Source organism: Haladaptatus sp. W1, from assembly GCF_001723155.1.
GTDB lineage: Archaea > Halobacteriota > Halobacteria > Halobacteriales > Haladaptataceae > Haladaptatus > Haladaptatus paucihalophilus.
The window spans coordinates 17,898-40,929 of sequence record NZ_MEIH01000305.1 but is presented as its reverse complement, the minus strand read 5'-3'; the positions used below and the strand labels follow the sequence as shown (position 1 = coordinate 40,929).

Annotated in this window: 18 protein-coding genes and 2 pseudogenes; 10 read left to right on the top strand and 10 right to left on the bottom strand. The window is 59.7% G+C overall.

Annotated features, from left to right (window positions below):
- The first annotated feature begins 29 nt into the window (after positions 1 to 29).
- Together BG842_RS15525 and BG842_RS15520 are read left to right on the top strand one after the other, a co-directional pair.
- Positions 30 to 353 (top strand): tRNA-binding protein, encoded by a 324-nt coding sequence (locus BG842_RS15525; RefSeq protein ID WP_069451448.1) that lies wholly within the window; start codon positions 30 to 32, stop codon positions 351 to 353.
- Positions 354 to 451: 98 nt separating this feature from the next.
- A pseudogene (locus tag BG842_RS15520) lies at positions 452 to 1,869 on the top strand (amidohydrolase).
- A 450-nt stretch (positions 1,870 to 2,319) separates the two neighbouring features.
- Here BG842_RS15520 and BG842_RS15515 read toward each other — a convergent pair.
- Positions 2,320 to 3,846 carry a (R)-citramalate synthase gene (locus tag BG842_RS15515; RefSeq protein WP_069451447.1) on the bottom strand — a complete coding sequence of 509 codons (1,527 nt, stop codon included), beginning with the start codon at positions 3,844 to 3,846 and terminating at the stop codon, positions 2,320 to 2,322.
- A gap of 252 nt (positions 3,847 to 4,098) precedes the next feature.
- On the opposite strand from BG842_RS15515, the gene BG842_RS15510 reads away from it, so the two are divergent.
- Entirely contained in the window at positions 4,099 to 4,521 is a 423-nt protein-coding gene (locus tag BG842_RS15510) for a CBS domain-containing protein (RefSeq protein WP_069451446.1), read from the top strand.
- A gap of 59 nt (positions 4,522 to 4,580) precedes the next feature.
- Here the strand turns inward: BG842_RS15510 and BG842_RS15505 are convergent, their stop codons facing one another.
- Positions 4,581 to 5,909, bottom strand: coding sequence for a M14 family zinc carboxypeptidase (locus tag BG842_RS15505; RefSeq protein ID WP_069451445.1), 1,329 nt, complete (start codon positions 5,907 to 5,909; stop codon positions 4,581 to 4,583).
- A gap of 299 nt (positions 5,910 to 6,208) precedes the next feature.
- Between BG842_RS15505 and proC the strand changes: the two genes are divergently transcribed.
- The 4 genes from proC to BG842_RS15485 all read left to right on the top strand — a co-directional run bounded on the left by proC (position 6,209) and on the right by BG842_RS15485 (position 10,006).
- Complete coding sequence (gene proC, locus BG842_RS15500; RefSeq protein ID WP_069451444.1) at positions 6,209 to 6,952, top strand: pyrroline-5-carboxylate reductase; 744 nt, start codon at positions 6,209 to 6,211, stop codon at positions 6,950 to 6,952.
- Positions 6,939 to 7,778 carry a glutamate 5-kinase gene (gene proB, locus BG842_RS15495; RefSeq protein WP_069451443.1) on the top strand — a complete coding sequence of 280 codons (840 nt, stop codon included), beginning with the start codon at positions 6,939 to 6,941 and terminating at the stop codon, positions 7,776 to 7,778. The genes proC and proB overlap by 14 nt, the downstream gene beginning before the upstream one ends.
- Positions 7,771 to 9,102: a glutamate-5-semialdehyde dehydrogenase gene (locus BG842_RS15490; protein ID WP_069451442.1), complete on the top strand. Its 1,332-nt coding sequence runs from the start codon at positions 7,771 to 7,773 to the stop codon at positions 9,100 to 9,102. The genes proB and BG842_RS15490 overlap by 8 nt, the downstream gene beginning before the upstream one ends.
- Before the next feature lie 457 nt (positions 9,103 to 9,559).
- On the top strand, positions 9,560 to 10,006 hold the full coding sequence (locus tag BG842_RS15485) for a hypothetical protein (RefSeq protein ID WP_254663221.1): 447 nt from the start codon (positions 9,560 to 9,562) through the stop codon (positions 10,004 to 10,006).
- Positions 10,007 to 10,080: 74 nt separating this feature from the next.
- Here the strand turns inward: BG842_RS15485 and BG842_RS15480 are convergent, their stop codons facing one another.
- From BG842_RS15480 to BG842_RS15475, 3 genes are all read right to left on the bottom strand, one after another.
- Positions 10,081 to 10,728 (bottom strand): hypothetical protein, encoded by a 648-nt coding sequence (locus BG842_RS15480; protein WP_254663220.1) that lies wholly within the window; start codon positions 10,726 to 10,728, stop codon positions 10,081 to 10,083.
- The gene (locus BG842_RS31770; protein ID WP_254663219.1) at positions 10,725 to 11,147 is read right to left on the bottom strand and encodes a hypothetical protein; all 423 of its coding nucleotides are present in this window, start codon (positions 11,145 to 11,147) and stop codon (positions 10,725 to 10,727) included. The genes BG842_RS15480 and BG842_RS31770 overlap by 4 nt, the downstream gene beginning before the upstream one ends.
- A 265-nt stretch (positions 11,148 to 11,412) precedes the next feature.
- Positions 11,413 to 13,029 carry a glycosyltransferase family 39 protein gene (locus BG842_RS15475; RefSeq protein ID WP_069451441.1) on the bottom strand — a complete coding sequence of 539 codons (1,617 nt, stop codon included), beginning with the start codon at positions 13,027 to 13,029 and terminating at the stop codon, positions 11,413 to 11,415.
- 217 nt (positions 13,030 to 13,246) lie between these two features.
- On the opposite strand from BG842_RS15475, the gene BG842_RS15470 reads away from it, so the two are divergent.
- Both BG842_RS15470 and BG842_RS15465 read left to right on the top strand, forming a co-directional pair.
- Complete coding sequence (locus tag BG842_RS15470) at positions 13,247 to 14,188, top strand: mechanosensitive ion channel family protein (protein ID WP_069451440.1); 942 nt, start codon at positions 13,247 to 13,249, stop codon at positions 14,186 to 14,188.
- Positions 14,189 to 14,332: 144 nt separating this feature from the next.
- On the top strand, positions 14,333 to 15,229 hold the full coding sequence (locus BG842_RS15465; protein WP_069451439.1) for an NAD(P)-dependent oxidoreductase: 897 nt from the start codon (positions 14,333 to 14,335) through the stop codon (positions 15,227 to 15,229).
- Between the two features lie 26 nt (positions 15,230 to 15,255).
- Here the strand turns inward: BG842_RS15465 and BG842_RS15460 are convergent, their stop codons facing one another.
- Positions 15,256 to 18,168 carry a PAS domain-containing protein gene (locus BG842_RS15460; protein ID WP_069451438.1) on the bottom strand — a complete coding sequence of 971 codons (2,913 nt, stop codon included), beginning with the start codon at positions 18,166 to 18,168 and terminating at the stop codon, positions 15,256 to 15,258.
- 201 nt (positions 18,169 to 18,369) lie between these two features.
- Here BG842_RS15460 and BG842_RS28935 point away from each other — a divergent pair, with 201 nt between their 5' ends.
- Positions 18,370 to 18,693, top strand: a complete 324-nt coding sequence (locus BG842_RS28935) for a hypothetical protein (protein WP_175424168.1) — start codon at positions 18,370 to 18,372, stop codon at positions 18,691 to 18,693.
- Between the two features lie 376 nt (positions 18,694 to 19,069).
- On the opposite strand, the gene BG842_RS31765 is transcribed toward BG842_RS28935, so the two are convergent.
- The 4 genes and pseudogenes from BG842_RS31765 to BG842_RS15445 form a co-directional block, all read right to left on the bottom strand.
- Positions 19,070 to 19,312, bottom strand: coding sequence for a universal stress protein (locus BG842_RS31765; RefSeq protein ID WP_254663218.1), 243 nt, complete (start codon positions 19,310 to 19,312; stop codon positions 19,070 to 19,072).
- Positions 19,313 to 19,353: 41 nt separating this feature from the next.
- Positions 19,354 to 19,938 (bottom strand): annotated as a pseudogene (locus tag BG842_RS15455) (universal stress protein); the annotation flags it as partial.
- Between the two features lie 113 nt (positions 19,939 to 20,051).
- Positions 20,052 to 20,945, bottom strand: coding sequence for a universal stress protein (locus BG842_RS15450; RefSeq protein WP_069451437.1), 894 nt, complete (start codon positions 20,943 to 20,945; stop codon positions 20,052 to 20,054).
- Between the two features lie 76 nt (positions 20,946 to 21,021).
- The gene (locus BG842_RS15445) at positions 21,022 to 23,028 is read right to left on the bottom strand and encodes a S9 family peptidase (RefSeq protein WP_069451436.1); all 2,007 of its coding nucleotides are present in this window, start codon (positions 23,026 to 23,028) and stop codon (positions 21,022 to 21,024) included.
- Between the last annotated feature and the right edge of the window lie 4 nt (positions 23,029 to 23,032).

Below are 23,032 nucleotides of genomic sequence, written 5' to 3'. Positions count from 1 at the left end.
TACTTGCGGCCGTCCGTAGTGAAGCCGGTATGACTGACAGTCCGTTCGGCGCGAGCATTCGCGTGGCCGAGGTGCGAGAGGCAAAAGCGTTCCCCGAAGCGGAGAAGCCCGAGATGGTCAAACTCCGGTTGGATGTGGGCGACGAATCCCTCCAATCCGCGGCACAGTTGGGGTATCACCACGACGTCGACGACCTCGTCGGGATGCAGGTGCTCTGTGCGACGAACTTGGGTTCGGTTCGGATTGCGGGGTTCGAATCGGAGGCGCTGACCGTCGGCGTCCCGGGCGACGACGGCAATCCGGTCCTCGTCACGCCCGAGAAATCGGTTCCTCCCGGTGGAACGCTCTACTGAATCGGATATCGCTTTTCCGTCGGCGCGCCGCCGCGGAATACCGGTGAAGGCCGTGCGGGAGCCGAACGTTGATGGTCCCGGCATACGAGCGGAGAGCCATGGCGAGAGCGACCGTGTACGAGGACGTCGAGAGCGACCGGGAACGACTGACATCGATGGCTCAGCGCATCTGGGAGACGCCCGAACTCGGCCTGCAGGAAGAGAAATCCGCGCAGGTGCTCATCAACCGGTTGATGGAAGAAGAGTTCGACGTCGAGGTAGGCCTTGGCGGAATGCCGACAGCATTCAAGGCTTCGTACGGAAGCGGCGACCCGACGGTCGGGATACTCGGGAGTACGACGCGCTCCCGGACCTCTCCCAGAAGGTAACGGCGGAACACGACCCCGTTGAACCGGGTGCACCGGGTCACGGGTGTGGTCACAACCTCTTCGGCGTCGCCGGCGTCGGCGGAGCGATTGGCGTAAAGCGCGCCATCGAACGCGGCGATATCGACGGGACCATCGAATTCTACGGCTGTCCGGCGGAGGAGACGCTCGTCGGGAAGGTCTTTATGGCCCGTGATGGCGAATTCGACAGCCTCGATGCGGCTATCACGTGGCATCCATCGACCCTCAGCACGCCCACGCTCGACCGGTCGCTCGCGCTGGACTCGATTCAGTTCACGTTCGACGGCGTTTCCGCACACGCGGCGGCCGCACCGGAATCCGGGCGCAGTGCGCTCGACGCCGTTGAACTCCTCAACACGGGCGTCGAATACATGCGCGAACACATCTCCGAGAAGGCCCGCGTCCATTACGTCATCACGGACGGCGGCGACGCTCCTAACGTGGTCCCTGCGAAAGCCACCGTGTGGTACTACGTCCGTGCACCAACGCGTTCCGAAGTCGAACAAATCAGCGACTGGTTGACGGACATCGCCGACGGTGCGGCCACGATGACGCAAACGGACGTGGATCGCCGATTCATCACCGGCTGCTGGGACTACCTTCCCAACCGTGTCGTCTCCGACGTCATCTGGGAGACCATGCAGGAAGTCGGCGAGGTCGGGTACTCCGACGACGACAGAGCGTTCGCGGGCGAACTCAAGGAAACCGTCTCCGACGAACGGATCGAGGCGAGTCTCGAAGACGTGCCCGAGGAGTACGCGGCGGAAATACGCGACGCGAACCTCTACGATGTCCCGGTTCCACCACACGCGGAGGGTGACGTCGGCGGTGGTTCGACCGACGTGGGTGACGTGAGTTGGATTACGCCGACGGGTCAGTTCCGAGCGGCGACGTGGGCGGTCGGAACGCCGGGACACACGTGGCAGGCGACCGCAGCGAACGGCGATTTCGGGAAACAAGGCGCCGTCTACGCCGCGAAAGTGCTCGGCGGAACCGCGTACACGCTCATCGAGAATCCGTCTATCATCGCGGAAGCGAACGAGGAGTTCGACGCGGAAACCGGTGAACAGAGCTACGAGACGCCGCTTCCGCCGGAAACAGAGCCGCCGTTCGATAACACCGCGCCGTGAGGTGAGTCGAAGTCAGTGGTCGGCGAGGTGGACGCGCCCAGGGTCTTCCGACCGCTCACACGAATATTGTCTCTCTCACAGTAAGGTACCAAAGCAGCGAAATCGGTGCACTCCGCCCGGTCGACGTACGGAATCCGATATCGTCAGACTCGCATCTCGTCGCCGGTCTCCGCGGTCTCTGTGATTCTTAGTTTGGGATAAAGGAGCGTATCGAAAGCAGACGTCGTGTGACGTCTGCCTCGTGGCGTGGACGACAGGCAATCATTCCTGACAACCTTGGTTGGATGACTATACGACGACGATTTTGTGTTAGTCATTCTCTCACATAACCTTTGCTATTAGACAGATGCGCTGTGTAGATTTCCGTTCACCTCGTGACTCAAACGGCACTCCGATCTCAACGGACATCTCCCTTAAAAAAGAGTTCCCGTCCGGTCGCCGTACGAGGCGTTAATCGTCGGCCACAGCGGGTTCCGGATTCCTGTCGAGGAGTCGATTGAACGCATCGAGCATGACGGTGACGCTGGCGCGAGTGATGTCCGAATCGCTCGCGTTCACCGTCACCGAGTGGTCGCCGTGCGAGACCTCGACTTCGACGGTGACGAGCGCGTCCGTCCCGCCGGTAATCGCATCGACGTGATACGATTCGAGCGTTGCATCGATGTCGAGCGCCCGCCGCGTGGCGGTGATGGCAGCATCGACGGGACCGCTCCCGACACCGCTTGCCACCTGCTCTTCGCCGTCGACGGCCAGTCGAACACTCGCTGTCGGCGTCGCACCGCCGCTTGTCGCGGTGAGGTCCAGCAGTTCGACGCGCTGGTCCCGTTCGCGGCCCTGTACTTCGTCGGCGATGGCGAGCAAGTCGGTATCGGTGATACGCTTTCCGCGTTCGCCGATCTCCTTCACCTGCTCCACTATCGCGTTCAACTCGTCGTCTGTCACGTCGACGTCGTGTTCGTCGAGTGCCGCACGAACACCCGCCCGTCCGGCGTGCTTTCCGAGAACGAGTCGCCGCTCGCGGCCGACGGCACTCGGCGAGTACGGTTCGTACATCGCGTCGTCCTTGAGCGTCCCGTCCGTGTGGATGCCCGACTCGTGCGTGAATGCGTTCTCGCCGATGACGGCTTTGTTCGGCGCGAGCGGAACGTCGGTCGCCGTGGCGACCGTCTGCGCGAGGTCGTACAACTTCTCGGTCGAGACGGTCTCGACGTCGTATCCGTGGTCGAGCGCGACCGCGACTTCCTCCAACGCGACGTTTCCGGCGCGTTCGCCGATGCCGTTGACGGTGGCGTGAACGAGGTCGGCCCCGGCCGCGACGCTCACCAGCGCGTTCGTGAGCGCCAAACCGAGGTCGTCGTGGGTGTGCGTGCTCGTCGGACCGAGCGGAGCCAATCGAGAGATGACGTCCGCCGTGCGGTCCGGCGTCGCGTGCCCGACCGTATCGCAGTAGCAGATGCGGTCGGCACCGGCGTCGAGGGCCGCGCGCATCAGTCGTTCAAGGAAGTCGAGGTCGGCGCGTGACCCGTCTTCGCCGAGGACTTCGACCCACAGGCCGTGGTCCTTGGCGTATTCGGTGAGACGGACTGCTGTCTCGACAACATCGTCACGCGTCGTGCCGACTTTCCCCTCGATGTGGCGGTCGCTCGCCGGTACCACGAGATTGACACCGTCGACGCCACAGTCGAGCGCCAAGTCGATGTCGCCCTTGATACCGCGAGCGAAACTCGTCACTGTCGCGTCGAGGCCGAGGTCGGCGACGCGCGAAATCGTTTCTCTCTCGCCCGCTCCCGTGCACGCACTGCCCGCCTCGATGACGCCGACGCCGGTCGCATCGAGTTTTCGTGCGATTTCGGCTTTGTCCGTCGGCGTCAGTGAGATGCCGGGCGCTTGTTCGCCATCGCGGAGCGTGGTATCGAGGAACTGTACGTCAGAATCGGAAGGTGGAGTTTGTTCGGGGAAGTCCCCGAATAAATCGATCCCTGGTCATGATAGCCAGTTCAGTGTGCTACCCAGACCCATATAAGGTGAGTGAGACTGGCAGATATTGTGGTTTGTAAACGACAATGACAATCATTGCGACATAATCGTCGGTTGTGGAACACGGCGCTTTTCGTCCGCCACCGGTGCCGAACCGGGTACCCGAGGAGCAGTCCCAAGCGGTCCAATCGTTCCGATAGTTGAAACTGTATCAGCGGCAACTTTTATCCATATTCGGAGAGAGACAACGGTATGGAAGACGTTTTGGTAGGACGGCTCATGTCTACCACGCTTCAGACGGTAACGCCCGAAACGCTCGTGGAAGAGGCGGCACAGAAGATGCTTTCTAACGACGTGGGGTCGGTTATCGTCATCGACGACGAAAACCACCTCGAAGGTATCCTGACGACCACTGATTTCGTCGAAATCGTGGCCGAACGCCAGCCCAAGGACGAAACGCCCGTCTCCGCCTACATGACTGCCGACGTGAGTACCGCGTCGATACAGGATTCGATTCGAGAGGTCTCCGACCGCATGGTCGAAGGTGGATTCCATCACATGCCCGTGGTCGACGAGACGGAGGGCGTCATCGGAATGATTTCGACGACGGACCTCACTGGGTATCTCTCGCACGTACAAACGCCGAGCCCATCGCAAACGGATTCGGCGCAGTGAATTCCGCGGGAAGTATTCATCCGATGTGGTGAAAGCTGACGAAAAGCGAGGGAGGTGGCTTACCGTGTCGGAATCTCGACGCCGTGCGGATTATCGAGCGATTCACCGGCAAGTGGCATATCCCAGTAGTCTGCCGCATCGACATCCGCAATCGAGCCATCAGCTATCGCCTCGAAGGTGCTCATGAAGCCAATGGTCGTCGCTTGAACCATCCGGCCGATACCTTGTTGCCCTCGATGGTCCGTTTGACCGGATACTTCGTAGAGTAATCCCGCTGCACCGGTCCGCGGACAGACCGTATCGAGATACGAGCCCCAGAGAGGATAGTAGCCGTAGCGAGTGATACTGTCGAAGACGCTGTTGCCCCGTTCAGCGAGTGCTCGTTCGATACACACGTTGAGTTGGAGCGAGCGTTCGCTCGTCTCCGCGTCGATAAACGGGTCGACTACTCGTTCAACAGGTGCAGCAGGGTCGTTGAACGGAGAGCGCTCGCGATATGCAGGACCGTACGCGGGCATGACACTCATAATCGTCTCTTTCGACGGTTGATTTCCAGTCCCGGAGTCCGGGTCGATATACCGTCCCTGATGGTGATGAGTGATGGCATAATCCGGGTCCGCACGGAGTGCCGACTCGGCCACCGCGCGTACTTCCGGGGTGAGCATGAGGCCGCTGTTTTGGAGCGTGTACCCATCGTAGTTGACGTCGTAGTAGCGCTCTCGATACCACTCCGCATCCTGCCCGGCGATAGCGTCGGCATCCAGCGCGATATTGAAATCGCGATTCATGTCGTAGCCCGCGGGCGCATCGTCGGGAACGGCGTAGTGGTAGTACGGCTCGTATGCCGAATCGGTCGGTTGCCAGGCTTGGGTGTTGGTTCGACGGCCGATCCACTCCGTCGTCCCATCGTCGTCGATGTCGTATTCGAACATCGCTCCGTCCGGGTTGACCCGTGGGACGATGGTAAACGAGAGATTCTCGCGCAGCATTTCGATTTGGGGCGAGTCGCCGAGCGCAAGTTTGCGAATCAGGTTGAGCGAGACTTCCGTTCCAATCGGCTCGTCGCCGTGGATTTGGTTGATGAGGTGGATGCTCGTATTTCCAGTCCCGACGGTGACTTCCCAAAGCGGAGCGCCACGACCGGCCGACCGTCCGATTTCCGTCAGTGTGATGCGGTCGCTTTGTTCGTCTATTGTTTGCAGTTCCGTGGTGAGCTCCGCGTTGGTATGCAGCGCATCGAGATTGTACGCGTGCTTGTTCCCTGGCCACGGTCCTCCTGGTCGGTAATCGCCGCGACGATTCTCGGACGTCTTCGCAGCTGCAGATTGGCTGGTGGCGAGTCCGAGCAGAGCGGTGCTTGTCGCTTTCAGGTATGTTCTGCGTTGCATCGTGTATCTTAGTAACTTCCTCGAAGGATATAAAATAAATTACAGTAAAAATATATATTTCTGGTACCGAATAATATTGTGTCGAACCAGCGACGACAGGGATTCCACGCTGGGATGTCAGTCGATACGGTCGAGACCCGTTCGTCGGTCCGCAGAAGGGACAAACCGGCCGAATTCCCCTCCATTCGATACCGATTCACTCGAATGGCAGTCCCTGCCGTTACCAACGTTATTTAGTCTCCGTCCCTACGACAGGTCAGTATACGATGGTACATGCTAGCGTTATCGGGTGTGGAAACATGGGGGGTGCCCTCGTGCGGGGACTCTCCAGAACTGGAAACCATTCCGTGGTCGCATACGACGTGGACCCGGACGCCCTCGATGCGATATCGGGGCACTGCTCGGAGACGACGACGGATATCGCGGTGGCAACCGAGCCGGAAATCGTGTTCGTCGCGGTCAAACCCGATTTGGTCGGGGGCGTCGTCTCCGAACTCGACCTCTCCCCGGAACAAACGCTAATTACCATCGCGGCGGGCGTTTCGACGGCGGCGCTTGAAGCGAGGACCGACGCAACGGTCGTTCGGGTGATGCCGAATCTCGCAGCCGAATCGGGAACGATGGCGGCGGCGGTCGCCGGGGAGGAGGTCACGGAAGACGTCGAGTCGCTCCTCGAAGACCTTGGCGTCTTCGTCGAGATAGACGAAGAGCAGATGGACGTCGCAACCGCCGTCAACGGCAGCGGACCCGCGTTCGTCTTTTACCTGCTCAACGCGATGAAGTGGGCTGGCGTCGAGAGCGGCCTGCGTCCGGAGGACGCGACGGTACTCGCCGCACAGACGTTCAAAGGGGCCGCCGAGACCGTGCTTCGGTCCGACGAGAGCATCGAAGAACTGATAGACGCGGTATGTTCACCGAAAGGAACGACGATAGCGGGGATGGAAGTCCTCCGCGGCAGTTCCGTTGAGGCAACGATTGGGGAAGCAGTGGCGGCGGCGGAAAATCGCTCGAAGGAGTTGGCACCCGACTATGACGACGAATGAGGCCAGAGAAACGCGGGCACTAGAACGCGCGAGACGGACGGCGGCAACGGCCGACCGAATCGTCATGAAAGCCGGGACGAACTCGCTGACAGACGAGACGTCGAAGCTCGACGACGAAAAGCTCGACAAACTCGTCGACGACGTTATGACGCTCCGTGAGCACGGGCGGGAGGTGCTCTTCGTCTCGTCCGGTGCCATCGGTGCCGGGAAGGGCCGGGTTGGGTATCCGAACGATACCATCGAGGAATCCCAAGCCCTGTCGACCGTCGGCCAATCCCACCTCATGCGTCGGTACACGGAGAGTTTCGAACGCTACGACCAGAAGATTGCCCAGATTTTGGTCACGCAGAACGACCTCGATAGCGCAGAACGGTTCACCAACTTCAAGAACACCATCGAAACGCTGCTGGAGTGGGGTATCGTCCCGATAATCAACGAGAATGATGCGGTCGCGACCGAGGAGATTCGGATCGGCGACAACGACATGCTCTCGTCGTCGGTGGCGGTCGGCGTGGACGCGGACCTGCTCGTCACGCTCACCGACGTCGGCGGCGTCTACACCAGCAACCCGAAGGAAAATCCCACTGCGGAGCGCATCGAAGCGGTGGGTCACAACTACGGGGACGTACAGAAGATGGTCGACGAAAGCGCGACCGCCAAGTTCGGCGGCATCCAAACGAAGGTTGCGGGCGCACACTCGGTGAGCGAGCGTGGTATTCCGGCCATCATTGCACGGTCCACCAAGGAGGACGTCGTAGACCGAATCGTAGACGGAAACGCGGTCGGAACGATATTCATCCCGGAAGACGGAGCCAACGATGACTGAAAAATCGACGGAAACGAAAGTGGAAGAGGCGGAGAGTGCCGCACTGGAACTCGCGCAACTGTCGGACGACGAGCGGTCGGCGGCGCTGAACGCGATTGCCGATGCGATTATCGAGCGAAGCGACGAGATACTCGAAGCCAACGAACGGGACGTTAGCGAGGCGGAAGAACTCCTCGCGGCGGGGGAGTACAGTCAGGCCCTCGTGGACCGACTTGAACTCTCGCCGTCGAAGCTCGATAGTATCACCGAGATGGTTCGGAGCGTCGCCGCCCAGGACGACCCGTTAGGAGAAACCCAAACGGCGCGCGAACTCGACGAGGACTTGGAACTGTACAAGTGCACCGTTCCCATCGGCGTCATCGGAACTATCTTCGAATCTCGGCCCGACGCGCTCGTCCAAATCGCCGCCCTCGGCCTCAAGTCGGGGAACGCGGTGATACTGAAGGGTGGCAGCGAGGCGAGCCATTCGAACCGGATACTTTTCGAAATCATTCGGGACGCGACGTCCGAGATGCCCGACGGATGGTCTCAGCTCATCGAGGCGCGAGCGGACGTCGATGCGCTGCTCGACATGGACGACGCCATCGACCTCCTCATGCCGCGGGGCAGTTCGGCGTTCGTCGAATACATACAGGACAACACGAGTATCGCCGTCCTCGGCCACACGGAGGGCATCTGTCACGTCTACGTGGACGACGCGGCGGATCTCTCGATGGCGACGGACATCGCGTACGACGCGAAGGTGCAGTATCCCGCCGTCTGTAACGCGGTGGAAACCTTGCTCGTCCACGAGAGCGCGGCCGCGGAGTTCCTGCCGAAAATCGCCGAGCGGTACGAGGATGCAAACGTCGAGATGCGAGGCGACGAGGCGTCTCGTGCAATCGTCGATATGAAACGGGCAGAGTCGGACGACTGGGCGACGGAGTACGGCGATTTGGTCGTCGCCGTCAAAGTCGTGGACTCGCTTGGCGAGGCCATCGACCACATCACCACGTACGGGTCGAAACACACGGAGTCGATAGTGACCGAGGACGCGGAGCGTGCGAGCCGTTTCATGCGCAGTCTCGATTCGGCGAGCGTGTTCCACAACGCCTCGACTCGGTTCAGCGACGGCTACCGGTTCGGACTCGGGGCCGAAGTCGGAATCAGTACCGGAAAGATACACGCGAGGGGACCGGTCGGCCTGGAAGGCCTGACGACCTACCAGTACTACCTCGAAGGCGGCGGACAGGTCGTCGGAACCTATGCCGGGGCGGACGCCAAGCCGTTCACGCACGAGGATTTCGACGGGTCGTGGACTCCGGGGTCGCTATCCGACCGATAGCGAATCGATAGCGCCAGAATCGGAGCCGAAACGATATATTTCGTATTTTCTCTCACTGAACTCATATTTTCTCGGCGCGCTCGACCGTGACATCGCCAATTTCGTCGTCGGTGACACTCGAGTTTCCATCGTCCTGTAGACCTACCGAGGCGTAGGTGAAGTGGGGCGAACGCTCCCGCTGACTTTCGTGTCGGAGCGGCCGACTCTCCCCCACTTTCGTCCCTGACTGTTCTCAATTTCTACAAATCTTTATACTGATAGCTGTCCTATCTATAGTTGGAGAGGCGAGGGGCGCTCACCGGGGGTATCGACGAACGACTGGTCGTCGGGGGTGAGACGACCGCTATGAATCCGGCCGTTGCGTACGGTGTCCGTGAGGTCCCATCGACTTTCGTATTCCGTCGCGCGATTCCGCGACGAATTTCACGCGTTCCTACTCGGTAGGGGGGTGACACAAATGAAAAATGAAAAACAAGATGTGGGGTCGGAGTACGACCGTGGCTACGACGAGGGATACGAACAGGCATCGCGCCGCACTCGGCGGTCGAACCGCCGTGGAACGCTGTCCATCGTCATCGGAGCGATTGGCGCTCTCTTGCTGGCGATACTGGTGGTACTGGCGCTCTTCCTGGGTGGGATTTGGCTCGGCTCGCTCGTCGCCGACCAGCCAGCGAACGCGCCGGTCACGCCCGTTGTCCCGGCGGGAACGGGAGTCACCGGCGACGTGACGGTGGTAGAAGGAGACACGACGGTGACGGTTGCGGGGACCGGCGTCGCGAACGTGCCGATACCCGGCAGTGGGCACATCGCTATCATCGTCGAACCGACGACGATAACGCTCCCGACGAACGGTGACGTGTCGTCGATTTCGATCCGAACGGGCGGCGTTTCCGTTCGCTGGTAACATCGGTCCTGATTGCCGAACGACTCAGGAGGGATAAACGGTGCACCTTCGGTTGCTCGTCCGGTCGGCACGCATCATCTCGGACGGGGGCCGGTTCTCGGAATCGTCGACTCCTCCATCTCGGTCATCCAGTCCGGGTACTCCTTGCGTTCGGTTCCGTCGTATTCCGGGTCGCCGGACATCGCTTTGATAGTGCGGGCGTCGTCGAGATTCCAGACGGCACCGTCTTCGTGAAAGAGGCCATTCACCACGCCTTGGCGACGGAAGTGGAGTTCCGAGGCCGGCCGTAGCATGAGCGACCAGAAGAAGTTTCCAATGTTCGCTTCGTGAATGAGCGGGGCGAGCGACGAGTAGTCCGGATAGCGTGCTTCGCCAGTCACGTCCGCGAAGAACCCTTCTCCCGGCCGCACCCGCTGCCATTCGGAGAGCCACACTTGCTTTCCCTGTCTGGATTTCGTGAGCGCCGCCTGTTCGAGCACTCGCCGAAACAGCGCTGGGGTCTGTGCGAAATTGTAATGGAATTGGAGAATGTCTAACCCCCAGTCGAGATAGTCGGTATTGTTCGCAAGGCTCGTCGACCCCATGGTGAGCGGAACCGAACCCCGATAGTGTGTCAGCATCTTCGCCATCGCCTCAACGAACTTCCGAGACGACCGCTTCCATCCCGGTTCGTTCGAGAGTTCGATGGCGAGCAATCGTTCGTCATCTCGGTATTTTTTCATGAACCAGTAGATGAAGTCGCGGGGGTTCCCCAGAGTTCCTTGTCCAACATCGTTCTCGTCGATGGGGAAAACGTTTGAACGCCTGTGAGAAGCTCCGAGCCGTACAAGTTCTCCAAGGTCGGCTCTTCGCCGATACTGTCGAACAGGCCGAGAAGGACCTCGATGCCGTACGAGTCGGCTGTTTCGAGAAAATGTTCCAATCGCTCTTCGTGTGCCGTACGGTCTTCGAGCCAGAATTCGTAGCTCAACCACGTCCTGATGGCGTTCAGGTTCAGGCTGGCGGCGTACCCGAGGTCGCGCTCGATAATCGCAGGGTCGTACTCGTGCCACATCTGGTATCGGTTGAACGCCCGCGTCGGGATGTAGATGGCCCCACGGACCTCAACCGGGTCCCGATTCAATGCCAGTTCGCGCGACAAAGCGTTTACACCCTGTGTGCGACCTGTCTCATTGGCTGACGAGACGGACCACGCGTTACAGCCAGCGAATCCGATGGAAGAGGAGGTTGCACCCACTTGGAGGAAACGACGGCGGGAAATCCGGGAATCCATTCCTAGAGGGTCGATTGTCGAGTCGTACGATAAAGACTGTGCCCGCTGGAGATGATTTTACATATCGGTGAGTAGTGTTTCTCCACATCCACATGATAGGAGGCCGAGTGAACGTGGACGCGTACAACGCAAGTCACGTATGCGGACGAATCCGAACGACCAGCACGCCCGTATTTTCGTACGAGATTTCGTATTGGTCACTTCGTTCGAGCGAACGACGCATACGGCTCGATTGTACGGTGGAAACTCCCCGTACCGTGTACTGTCCTTTCGGGATATAGAGGTACGCCGGGTGACGGCCACTCGACCGGAGCGCATCGGTCAGACAGCGAGCCGTGTCGCAATCCGAGAGGCTCCGATAGGCGTCCATCTGCTGTTGATACGCCGCGGGTGTCTTCCATTCGACGCCCCACGGGCCAACGAGAATCGTTCGGTCGGTGAAGTACGGGAACCACTCCGCGGCATCGCCGATGACCACGAACTCCGCATCGGATGGCGTCTCCGACTGTACCCACGACATCGCCGACGTATCCTCGCCGTCGATAAACGACGGCATCGGGTTGTGATTCGTGACCGACTGATTCGCGACGAACATTCCACCGAGACTAACGAACAAGCAGAGGACGACCGCGGTAACGGCAATCTGCGATGTGGCAGTCCGTTCCGACCGGGAGAGACGGGCACGAATAGCTGGCATCACGTCGGTCACCCCGAGCGTGAGAATCATGACGCCCGGAATGAACGCGAACCGTATCTCGTCCATCAGAAAGACGGAAACGCCGAACCAGAGGGGAAGAAAGTACTGTCGCCGCCGGAGGAGGTAGTAGATGCCGAAGGTGAGAAACACGTACCAGACCAAAATCACGGGGAAACCGGCGAACGGGTCGCCAAGTCGGTCGAGAAATACCATCACGCCCGCTCCGAGTCCACCGTGCGTTCCTGCCGCCGATGTGAACACGCCGATGCCGTGAGTCGAGGCGACCCGCACGAGCCACGGGCTTGCGATTAGCAGTCCACCTCCGGCGACAACGAGTCCCCGTCCGAGACCGTCGAGCGACCGGTCCTCCCCGAGGAAAAAGAGGACGTAACTGGCCGCGAAAAACATCGAATACGTCGGATGAGTAAGCAGCATCACCCCGAACAGGACAGTGCCGACGACGAGTGAACGGCGGGTTCGATAGCGGAACAGTCGAATTCCGACGTACAATCCGGACAGGAGGACGAAAAACGCGGGTGCTCGAACGATTCCCCCGGCGGATAGATGCCACTGGAGAAGCATCGGCGTGACGGCAGCGATGATCGCCGCAACACCCGCCCGTTCGGACGATGGGAGGAACTCGCGGGCGAGATAGAAGTACGGAACGAAGGCGATGGACGTCATCATTGCCGGTAGCACGCGCGAGATTTGGAACGGGCTCACGCCGAGGTCGAGAAGGATGGCGTTGATGTAGAAAGTGAGGGGAGGATACGCGAACGGGATCCCACTTCGCGTATAGCCCATCACCCGGTCGGGAAATGCGTAGTTCCCGCTCACGATGGTTTCGGATGTTTTGAGGAAGAGTCCGGCACCGTACGCCGGATAGCGATGCGTCAGGAGATAGGTGGTGCTGACGAAGATGGCAGTCGTGAGGACGAGAACGACTTTTCGGTTCCCCCTGAACAGGGTAGTCGCGAAGAGTTCGTACGACCTTCCGAGGAGGTATTCTATACTTCCCGTCCGTTCATCATCGTCGCTTTCGATATGGCTCATTGAAGAAGCGGGTTAGTGTATCGGAGAGGGCCACCGAACGGTATATGAATTGTGGCCACCGGACTACAAGAAAGTGCTAAGAGTATCAACGAACCACACGAGTGCACCAGACACACCTGCTTAGTCGATTCGACAGAGAAATTTGTTCCCGCGACTATCGAAAAGAAGTGAAAAAATACTGAAGTTTCGTTGGCCGGTATTCGTCTATATGTGTTCAATGTTTCTCGACGGAATCACTTTTCTCGCACTGCAAGCGTCTGACCCCGATATCGTCGCCCGCTATCAAGCGTTCCTCTACAAACTCCTCGTATTCGCGGTGACGTTCGTCCTCGTCGTCCTCCTCGCACGGGTCGCGGCGATTCCGCTCACCGAGCGACTTCTCGACAACGAACGCGTCAGCCTCACCGTTCGCCGACCCGCCATTAGAACCGCTCGCGTCGTCAGTTACTTCGTCGCGTTCATTCTCGGACTGTTCTTCGCCCGGTTGGAATCCCTGTTGACGGTAACGGGTGGGTTCGCCGCTGCGCTGACCCTCGCCATCGGTTTCGCGTCCCGTGATATCCTCAACAACGTCGTCGGCGGCCTGTTCATGATCACCGACCCGAAGTTCAATATCGGTGATTGGATCGAATGGAACGGCGACAGCATCGTCGAGGAGACCGGTAGTGGAGAAAGCAGCAGCGAGGGAATCATCGAGGACATCAGCTTTCGTGCGACGCGGGTGCGAACGTTCCAGAACGAACTCATCACCGTTCCGAACTCGACGCTCGCCGACACTGTGGTAACGAACCACGACATCAGGGACAGGCTTCGAATCGACCATCCGTTCAGCGTCATGTACGACGGCGATATCGATGCCATGCGGACGGTCCTACTCGAGGAAGCCGAGTCGAACCCGCGAATTCTCTCGGACCCCGAACCGACTGTGATAGTGGACGGCGTTACCGCGGCTGGTATCGACATGATCTCCCGGTTTTGGATTTCGAGTCCGAGCCGGGAGAAATATCTTTCTGTCCGGTCAGCGTACTTTCAAGCTGTCAAAGAGCGGTTTGAACGCGAGGGATTCGAGATGTCGCCGGACCTCCTCGAAGTGACAGGGGACGTCGATTTCGACACCACAGCGGTTGCCATGCGGGCAGGGGACCGAGAGATAGACTGACCAGAAGACCGAATCGGTGCTGCTCGAGAGACTCTCGGCATAACACAGCCTCGGGTCAGCATCGAGAAACGGCGAAAACGAAAACGAATCCGATGAACGACTTTCGGCGAGTATTTTTACCGCAGGAGCGAGAACGAAGGGTCCGTGACCAATACAGTCGTCGTCACCGGCGGAAACGGCCGGGTCGGGCGTGGCGTGCTGGCGCACCTGAACGAGGAGGGATATCGAACCGTGAACCTCTCGCGGGGCAAGCGCGACGAGAACCACTCGGACGTCTATCTGCGAACCGACTTAGTGGATGCGGGGGAGGTCTACAGTTCGCTCGGGAAGAGTGACGCCGATGCGGTCGTGCACTTGGGTATGATTCCGACACCGGACGAAACGCCCGGATACCGCACCTACGAGAGTAACGTCATGTCCAGCTATCACGTTCTCGAGGCCGCGGGCGCGTTGGGAATCGAGACGGTGGTACTGGCATCGAGTTTCAGCGCCATCGGCGGCGGATTCGAGCCCGAGGGAATCACCGTCGATTATCTTCCGCTGGACGAACGCCACCGCCTGACGCCATCGAACCCCTACGGATTGGGAAAACAGACGGCCGAAATCGCGGCCGACGGGTTCGCCCGTCGCGTCGACGACCGGCCTCGGACGATTATCTCCCTGCGGTTCCCGTGGGTCGTCGACGATAGTCTCGCCCGCGAGACGTTCGTCGAGGCTGACCGAACCATCGACGGAATGCGAAACTCCGACCGCTTTCACACCCAGCGAAACACGCTGTTCACGTACGTTCACCTGTCGGATGCAGTCCAACTCGTCCGTCTGGCCGTCGAGGCGAGCGTTCGAGGCCACGAACGCGTCTGGGTGTCTGCGCCTGACACCAGCGCCGAGACGCCCACTCGTGAACTCATCGAGGACGTTTTCCCTGACGTCGAGATTCGTGATTCGCTCGGCGATGACGACTACTCGTCGCTGGTCGATACCGGGAAGGCAGGCGACCTGTTCGGATGGGAACCCGAATGGAGTTGGCGACAACTGGAGTAACGCGGTCGTAGATACTTACTCACCGGTCATCGGCTCTGTAGGAGGGTGTCGAACACTTTTTGCTCTGCTTTCCGAAGGTGCTGATGAAACGTCGGGGAAGATATCTCGAGCGACTCAGCGACGTCTTCACCCGTGGTCGAACGAGGCCACTCGAAGAACCCGGAGTTGAAGGCCGCTTCGAGGGCGCTTCGCTGGCGGTCGGTAAGTTCGTCGTTGAGGATTCGCTGTAGGCCGATCGCCGAGTCGTCGGGACGCGAGATTTGGCGTTGCGAGAACAGCTCAGCGGTTGGATATCGTTGCTGTACGACGTTGGTTATCGAACGCACATCGACACTCGGTGGCAGATGAACCCGCATGAAGTAGTCCCCGGACTTGATCTCGATGATATCGATATAGCCACCTCGAGACGCGACTGCGGAGAGAACGGGAGGCTTCGTCAGCCGGAGTTCGAATCTGGTCGCGGTCTCCTTGTCGTCGATGATTCGTATCGAATCCCAGTGTGAGAGTTGCGCAACCATGGCGTCCAGCGCTTTCGTATCGGAATCAGTGATGGTTCCATACACGAGATACCTATCATCACGGGACGGAACGACATCGGTAAACGTGATTCGTTCGTCGGTCGTCATCTCCGCGCCGATCGTGGTGAAGATATTCGAGATGTTGTATTCGACTTCGACGAGGTCGTCGCTCATCAACGCGTGCTTGCGCTCGACCGAAGCGATCGCGTGGCCGACGATTTCGCCCAGCTGTCCGATCACCTCGCTCTCCTGCGTCGCGAACGCATCGGGCCGTTCGGAGTAGACGTTGAGCACACCGTACAGCGTCTCCTCGTGGATAATCGGAATCGCCATCGTGGACTCGATTCCAGCCTTATGGGCAGTATCGGACCAGGGTACGTAGTTCGAATCGGTAGCGACGTCCTCGGTGACCTGGACCTCGCGTTCGAAAACCGCTCTGGCCGTGGGTCCCTTGCTTCGCTCGTCGTCCGGGTTGATAGAAATCGAGATATCGTCCACGTACTGTTCGGCGCCTGCTTTCGCCTGAACGCGCATCGTTTCCGAGAAACTGTCGACGTCACCGATCCAGGCTACCTGATACGACTCCGTGTTGGCAAGCCGTTCACAAACGATCGCTTCTATTTCCTCGCGGCTCGACTGGTTGATGATCGCTTCGTTGATGTCGTGGATGACGTCGTTGATGTGGTTGAGTGCAGTGAGGTGCTCGCGCTGACGCTCCAGTTCTTGTTCCCGCTCGACGTGCTCGGTGATGTCTTGAGACATCGCCATTCCGGCGAATATCGTCCCCTGCTCGTCGTAGACGGGCAAAACCCGAACGTCCCGTATCTGATCGCCAAATTCGATTTCGAACTCGGAGGTTTCACCTTCGAGGGCTGCCCTGTAATTCGGTTCTAACCCTTCGAGGAGGTCCGGAGGGAGTGATTTCGACGGTGTACTTCCTTCAAGCTCAGAAGCCGAGAAGGAGAGTCCGTCGAAAACCTCGCCGCCCGCGGTCAGGTATCGAAGCTCCTCGTCAAACAGAATGACGACCCCGTTCGGGAAGTTATCGACGAGCGTACGGTACCGTTGTTCTGATTTCTCAAGCTGCCGCTCCCGTTCGACGTGGTCGGTGACGTCGCGAACGATACCGATATGACCGGTGTCACCGCTATCGAGTTCGAACGGTGAGACTTGGTTTTCCGCGATAATCGGACCATCGGACGTTCCGTATAGCTCCTCTTCGAGTTCGGTGACCGTTTGGTCGCCGGACGCCTGTCCGGCGTGGTCTTCGATTGCAAAATCGCCGATATCCGCGCCAAATACGGTTTTGGCGTTCGCTCCGATAAGTTCGCTCCGGTCCGTGTCTACCATCGATACGAACCCATCGTTCACCAACGTGAAGCGCTTCGTATCATCCAGGACGTAGATTCCGTCGTCGATCGTCTCTACGACACGCTCGTACTGTTCAAGTCGTTTCTTGTTCTCTTTTCGTTCGGTGACGTCTCGAAGATAGAATGAGAGCCCCGTCTCTGTAGGATAAATCTGGATTTCGAACCAGGTCTCGAGCGGTTCGTAGAACTCCTCGTAGAACCCCGGTTCCTTCGTCTCCATCGCCTTTCGAACCGCTGCCTTCGCGCTGGGTTCCAGTTCGAACGCGTCCCAAAAGTGCTCGCCGAGCAACTTACTGGGGAGCCGTTCGAGTAGTTCACTGGCCCGCTCGTTGACATACGTAAACTGGAATCGTTCGTCGAGTGCAACGAATCCCGCATCCATTCGCTCGTATATCTCTTCCAACTCGCTTTCACGGAGTTGCTGTTCGGCTCTCTTCCGGTCGGTGATATCGTAGTAGAGTTCGATGCGGCCACCCGCGTATGCGCCGGATTCGATAGGTTTACTGCGGTGTTCGAGCCATCGTTCGTTTCGGCCGTCGCCAGCAGTCACGTGACATTCGAACTGTTCAGTGTACGCATTGTTGTCGTAGGTCGAGAGAACGGTTTTCGTGAACGTGTCTGAATCGTCGACGATGGATATGATACGGTCTTCGATGAGCGAACGCTTGTCCGAGCCGATCGCTCGCTCCCGGTCAAGTCCGAAATACCGTTCCATCGTGTCGTTGATCCACGTCACCCGAAAGTCGTCATCGAGAACGAACACACCGACTTCGGCGTCGTCGAGCACGTGGATGAGGGACTCGGCAGCGTCCGACCAATCGGGAACTTCTAAGTCGTTGATTTCCGGTGGCCGCCACCAAACACGCCCACTGGCACCAACTTTCTTCGTTTCGAGACGACCGTGCTTTACCAGCCTTTCCAAGCGACCGTAGGTGCTCCGACGGCCGATGTCGAGGATGTCCGCTATCTCGTTTGTCGTCCGTGGCGTCCCTCCTTTGTCGAAGAGCGCGAGCGTTTCTCGTTGACTCGGAGTAAGGGAATCTAGTGACACTGTAACACGGTAGAAGGGATGCCGCCATTAATCCTCCGCTAGCGGAGTTAAATGGTTGTTAACACTGAACAAGCATATGTTAAAGTGCAAATCTTAATCGTAACATAATTTAGAAACGATTGCTTATTTGATGCGAGATGCCTAACTGATTATGGACTGCTTTTATTGATGACCAAATCACTACAGAGTAGCTAGATAACGATGAGCGACGAACTTTCTCAACCATCGGTCAACACGAGAGATCGGGAGTATGGATTAGCTACCTTAGACGAAAGTGACCGACATCGGTTACTAGTCTCCGAGCGTCGCCGCGTACTTCTTGAAGCTCTTTCCGACTACACGCCCCCTGTTGACCTCGAAGAGATGGCAAGAGCGGTTGCTGCGAGAGAAGATTCCCTCTATCAAGACAAACATGAAAATGTCGATGAAGTATCAATAACGCTTCATCATATCCACCTACCCATGATGGCTGATTTCGGTGTTCTCGACTATGATCCGGATTCGAATCGTATCAAGACGTGGTGAAATGCAGCGAGACAGCGATAGTCGATATCCGTTCGTCCTTCGTGAACCGCCTCGGGGTCAAGCCCCGAGGCACTCGGCCTGCTCCGCCTGTAGAGGTCCCATCGACTTCCCGCTTTCTCCCGTTCATTTTCGCCCCCGCCTATTTCCCCGTCACATCTTCGTCGCTCTTCCGGGGTAACCCGATCCGACCTTCCACCGTAGGTCGCTACCGGTGGAAGTCGCCTGTTGCAAGCGTTCGTCCCAGCGTCCGCTGTTCGAATTAGGTCGATAGACGATACCTACTGGAACGGATCGACGCAAAACGAACCGCGAAGCCCGGTGTGGAAGCGATTCGTATTGAGTGATCGAGTTCTCACTCACTAAATCGAGTTGTTGCTCACTCTTCTTCGCTCAAGTCCCGAACTGTCAGTACCGGTATCTTGGCTCGTCCCAGAACCGTTTCGGCGACGCTCCCCATCACGAACCGGTCGATGCCGGAGCGGCCGTGCGTCCCGAGGCCCACGAGGTCGATATCGCGATCGTCCGCGTAGTCGAGAATTCGGTCCGCAGGGTGGCCGTGAAGAACGTCACTGGTAGTCGTGACGCCGGTGTCCGCCCCCGAGCGACTGCATCGGCGCACGCTTGTTCGGCTTGCTGGGCCATGAGTTCACGCCCCGACCCCTCGCGCATCAGTCGTGAATCGACGACCGAGACGACGTGTACGGTCGCATCGTACGCGGCGGCGAGCTCGATGCAGTGGGAAATCGCCCGACGTGACCCTTGCGTTCCGTCGGTTGCGAGGAGGATATCCGTATACTCCGTCGTCGGAGCGGTTTCGACCGCCCGAACCGTCAGTACCGGCACCTTCGAAAGGCGGACCACCTTCTTCGCCGTACTCCCCACGAGCCGGGCCTTGGAGCTTCCGGCACCCTCGGTTCCCATCGCTACGAGGTCGATGTCGTGCGCGTCGGCGTATTCTATGATCGACAGAAACGGGAGCCCCGTCGCAACCGTTTCCGTCACTTCGAGACCGTGTTCGCGCGCCCGCTCTGCGACCGAAGCGGTCGCGTCCCGCCCCTCTTCGTTCAGCTTGGCTTCGAGCGGTTCGACCCGCTGTTCGGCCCGCGACCCGGAGAGATACGGTAAATCGACGACGTACAGCGCATGTACCGTCGCGTCGCACGTGGCGGCGAGTTGAATACCGTGTGTGATCGCTGGCTTCGTCCCGTCTTTGCCATCTGTTGGAATGAGAATCGAGTCGTACATCGAACCCCCACGAAGCGTTCGTCTCGAAGCGACTTCAATCGCGTTCCCGATTCCGTGGGTGTACTCTCCGTTGAGTGCACTCCCTTCAAAAACGAGTTCCGTCGCCTCGTGGCTTACGAACTCCGTTTCACCACGACCACCGGAACGTCGACCGTTCGGAGCAGGGTCGAGGTGACGCTTCCCAGGAACTGCCGCCCGACGTTTGACCGGCCGTGGGACGCCATGACGACGAGTTCGATGTTGTTTTCCTCGACGTACTCCTGGATGCCCGCGGCGGCACCCTCGAAGGACGTCGTGCGTTCGACGGCGGTTTCCACCGGTCTGGAAACGCCTTCTTCGACCTCACCTGCAACCTTCTCGACCGCGGCTTGTCCCCGCTCGTCGAGTCGCTCGATAAATTCGGTTTCTAGGCCGCCCGCGTCGAACGCTCCCCCGGCCACCTGTAGGTCCACGACGTTCAGGACGTGAACGGCCGAATCGTACCTCCGAGCGATTTCGATTCCGTGTGGGACCGCGACGTCGGCATTTTCGCTCCCGTCCGTCGGGATGAGGATGCGAGCGTAGTCGGTCGCCTTCACCGTCTGCTTCCCATCCTTGGGGACGACGAACACGGGAATTGCGTTCCGATGGAGGAGCTGTTCGGTGACGCCGCCGAGAAGCTGTTTTTCCATCCCGGACTTTCCCTGACGACCGATGACGAGGAGGTCCGCGTCCCGCTCGGCGGCGAACTCGCTGATTTGGACCGCGGGCTTGCCCTCCCGAAGCGCCGTCGTCACCGACTGCCCGCGTTCCGAAGCGATGTCCTCGATGTCCCCGAGGATTCGCTCGCCGCGCTCTCGAAGCCGTTCCGCTTCGTCGGCGCTCGTCGTAAGTCCGAGCGCCTTCCGTTCGACGACGTGGAGGACGTCGACGGTTGCGTCGAACTCCCCCGCGAATGCGAGACCCCGCCGCGCCGCCCGGTTCGCCTCGTCGCTTCCATCGACGGCGATCACGATGTGAGAGTACATTGTCCTACGGTGAGATTCGCTGTCCTCCCCCTTCACCGTTTGCCGGTGTGCCGTCGCCCGCGTCCATCGTCGGCAGTCATCGGTCGGCGGTTTTCCATTCGCCGATTTCCTGCTCGACGCGCACTCCTCGCCGGTCGAGTGCCGCGAGCACGTGGAGGACGTCACGGTCGCCAACCACGTCGAACGCGGTGAGTTGTGGACGGAACGGGGCCTCTCGACGGGTCGCCAATTCGAAGAAACTGGGACCGAGCGACCGGAGCGTGACTCGGTCCACATTCCGGGCGATGCCCGCGGCGTACAGGCTGTGATACGCGCCGATTCCTTCGCCGACGAACGAGACGCGCTCGGCGTCGGTTTCCGAGCGGAGGAACGACGCGGCGCGGAACACGTCGAAAACGCGCATTCCGAGGAGCGACGACCCCAATAGCAATGCGTCGTTCGCCAGTTTGAATTCGGTGCCGTACATGCCGTCGTGGTGGTCGGCCCAGTTCGGCACCGGGATATTTCGGTTCCGCACCGCGCCGACGCCGCGCGGGTCGAAGACGAACGCCGCCCCGTGCTCGCGTGCGAGGGACGCGACGTCTTCGCTCCGCTTCGGGAGTTCGTCCGTCCCGCGTTCGTACAGGACCACGGCGGGGGATTCAGTGGCCGATTCGGGGTCCGTGACCAACACGCCCGTACAAACGATGTCCGGGTCCCGTTCGGTTTTGAACCAGACGCGCTCAACCTGCACCCCGTCCGATTCGGTTCGACTGATGAGACGCGGGAACAGCTCACAACTCTCCCGGTCGGCGACGAACGCCTCGGTGAGCGTCCGTCGCAATCGCTCGGCGTACTCGCAGTCGGAATCGACGGCCGGTTTCGTCCCCGCATCCGGATACGCCTTCGTGACGTACTCCCGGATGAGGTCGTCTATCGTCCGTTCGTCCGCGTACGCGTCGCAGACGCACCCACGAGGTGTACAGTGGAGTTCGGCTTCGTCGAGGGTCGGTAGCTCGTCGTGTGGTTCGTACTCGATGTCGCCGAGCCGTTTGCATAGCCACTCGAACACCCCGTCTCCGAGTTCGTACACGGAACAGTGTCCGGTATCGCCGACGACGAGGTTCACCCGTTCCCCGGCGTCGTAGATGTCGTAGAGACGCCGGACGGCGGCGACCGTCTCGTGGACGCCTTCGATGGGAAAGTACCGGTCGGACGCCGCCGCGCCGATGCAGACCGGCCGGGGTGCCATCGCGGCCACGAGGTCGGCGTCGTCGATTCCCTCGGCGACGCTGCCGGTAATCGCCTGTTCGGCGTGGGTTCGTCCCCCCGTTTTCAGCCGCTCGTAGCGGTGCGAAATCGAGCAGCAGGGGACCGCGACGTCGGCCCGCTCGTCCAGAAGCGAGAGGTACAGGGTCTGTATGCCTCCGCCAGAGGTGCCCGCGACGCCGATTCGGTCGTCGTCCACGTCGTCTCGACTGTGGAGGTAATCGAGCGCACATCGGTCGTCGTTTATCATGTATCGCGCGAGGTTCGCCCCCGCGTAGAAGCACTTCTGGCCCGCATAGCTGTGCGGAAACGTCCCACCGCCGCCACTCACGGCCGTTCCCTCTAGTTCCACGTCGGGGTACTGCTTGCGTTCTCCCTGCCCTATCGGGTCGATGATGAGGACGACGAACCCGTGTAGCGCCAGTTCGATACACGCCTTCTGGTTCAACGGGTCGGATTTCGGCGGCTCGGCGTGGCCGCAGAGAAAGAGAAGCCCCGGATGCGGCCCGTCACCGTCGGGGACGTAACAGTTCGCGGTCACGTGGAAGTCGGGACGGCTTTCGAAGGTGAGCAGTTCGACCGAGTACCCGTCTCCCCGACGGCGGCCGGTCGTCTCGACCGACAGGTCGTCGGGTCGCTCGGGGACGCCGCCGATACGCGAGCGGAGCGTCGAACGCACGCGCTCGCGGTGTGCTTCGAAGTCCTCTCGTGAATCGATGGCGGCCGTTCGGTCTCGTCCCTTCGAGCCGAGGTCATCCGCACGCTGCAATAAATAGCGGGAGAGCTGGTCTTCGACGTCGAAATACCCATCCACGGCGTCACCGAACCCGTTCATATAC

Bases quoted from the DNA above. Each gene is read 5' to 3' on its own strand.
- BG842_RS15450 (WP_069451437.1), bottom strand. From the start codon at position 20,945: ATGTACTCTCACATCGTGATCGCCGTCGATGGAAGCGACGAGGCGAAC.
- BG842_RS15470 (WP_069451440.1), top strand. From the start codon at position 13,247: ATGTTTCTCGACGGAATCACTTTTCTCGCACTGCAAGCGTCTGACCCC.
- BG842_RS15485 (WP_254663221.1), top strand. From the start codon at position 9,560: ATGAAAAATGAAAAACAAGATGTGGGGTCGGAGTACGACCGTGGCTAC.
- BG842_RS15525 (WP_069451448.1), top strand. From the start codon at position 30: ATGACTGACAGTCCGTTCGGCGCGAGCATTCGCGTGGCCGAGGTGCGA.
- proB (WP_069451443.1), top strand. From the start codon at position 6,939: ATGACGACGAATGAGGCCAGAGAAACGCGGGCACTAGAACGCGCGAGA.
- BG842_RS15480 (WP_254663220.1), bottom strand. From the start codon at position 10,728: ATGAAAAAATACCGAGATGACGAACGATTGCTCGCCATCGAACTCTCG.
- BG842_RS15510 (WP_069451446.1), top strand. From the start codon at position 4,099: ATGGAAGACGTTTTGGTAGGACGGCTCATGTCTACCACGCTTCAGACG.
- BG842_RS15475 (WP_069451441.1), bottom strand. From the start codon at position 13,029: ATGAGCCATATCGAAAGCGACGATGATGAACGGACGGGAAGTATAGAA.
- proC (WP_069451444.1), top strand. From the start codon at position 6,209: ATGGGGGGTGCCCTCGTGCGGGGACTCTCCAGAACTGGAAACCATTCC.
- BG842_RS28935 (WP_175424168.1), top strand. From the start codon at position 18,370: ATGAGCGACGAACTTTCTCAACCATCGGTCAACACGAGAGATCGGGAG.
- BG842_RS15505 (WP_069451445.1), bottom strand. From the start codon at position 5,909: ATGCAACGCAGAACATACCTGAAAGCGACAAGCACCGCTCTGCTCGGA.
- BG842_RS15490 (WP_069451442.1), top strand. From the start codon at position 7,771: ATGACTGAAAAATCGACGGAAACGAAAGTGGAAGAGGCGGAGAGTGCC.
- BG842_RS15445 (WP_069451436.1), bottom strand. From the start codon at position 23,028: ATGAACGGGTTCGGTGACGCCGTGGATGGGTATTTCGACGTCGAAGAC.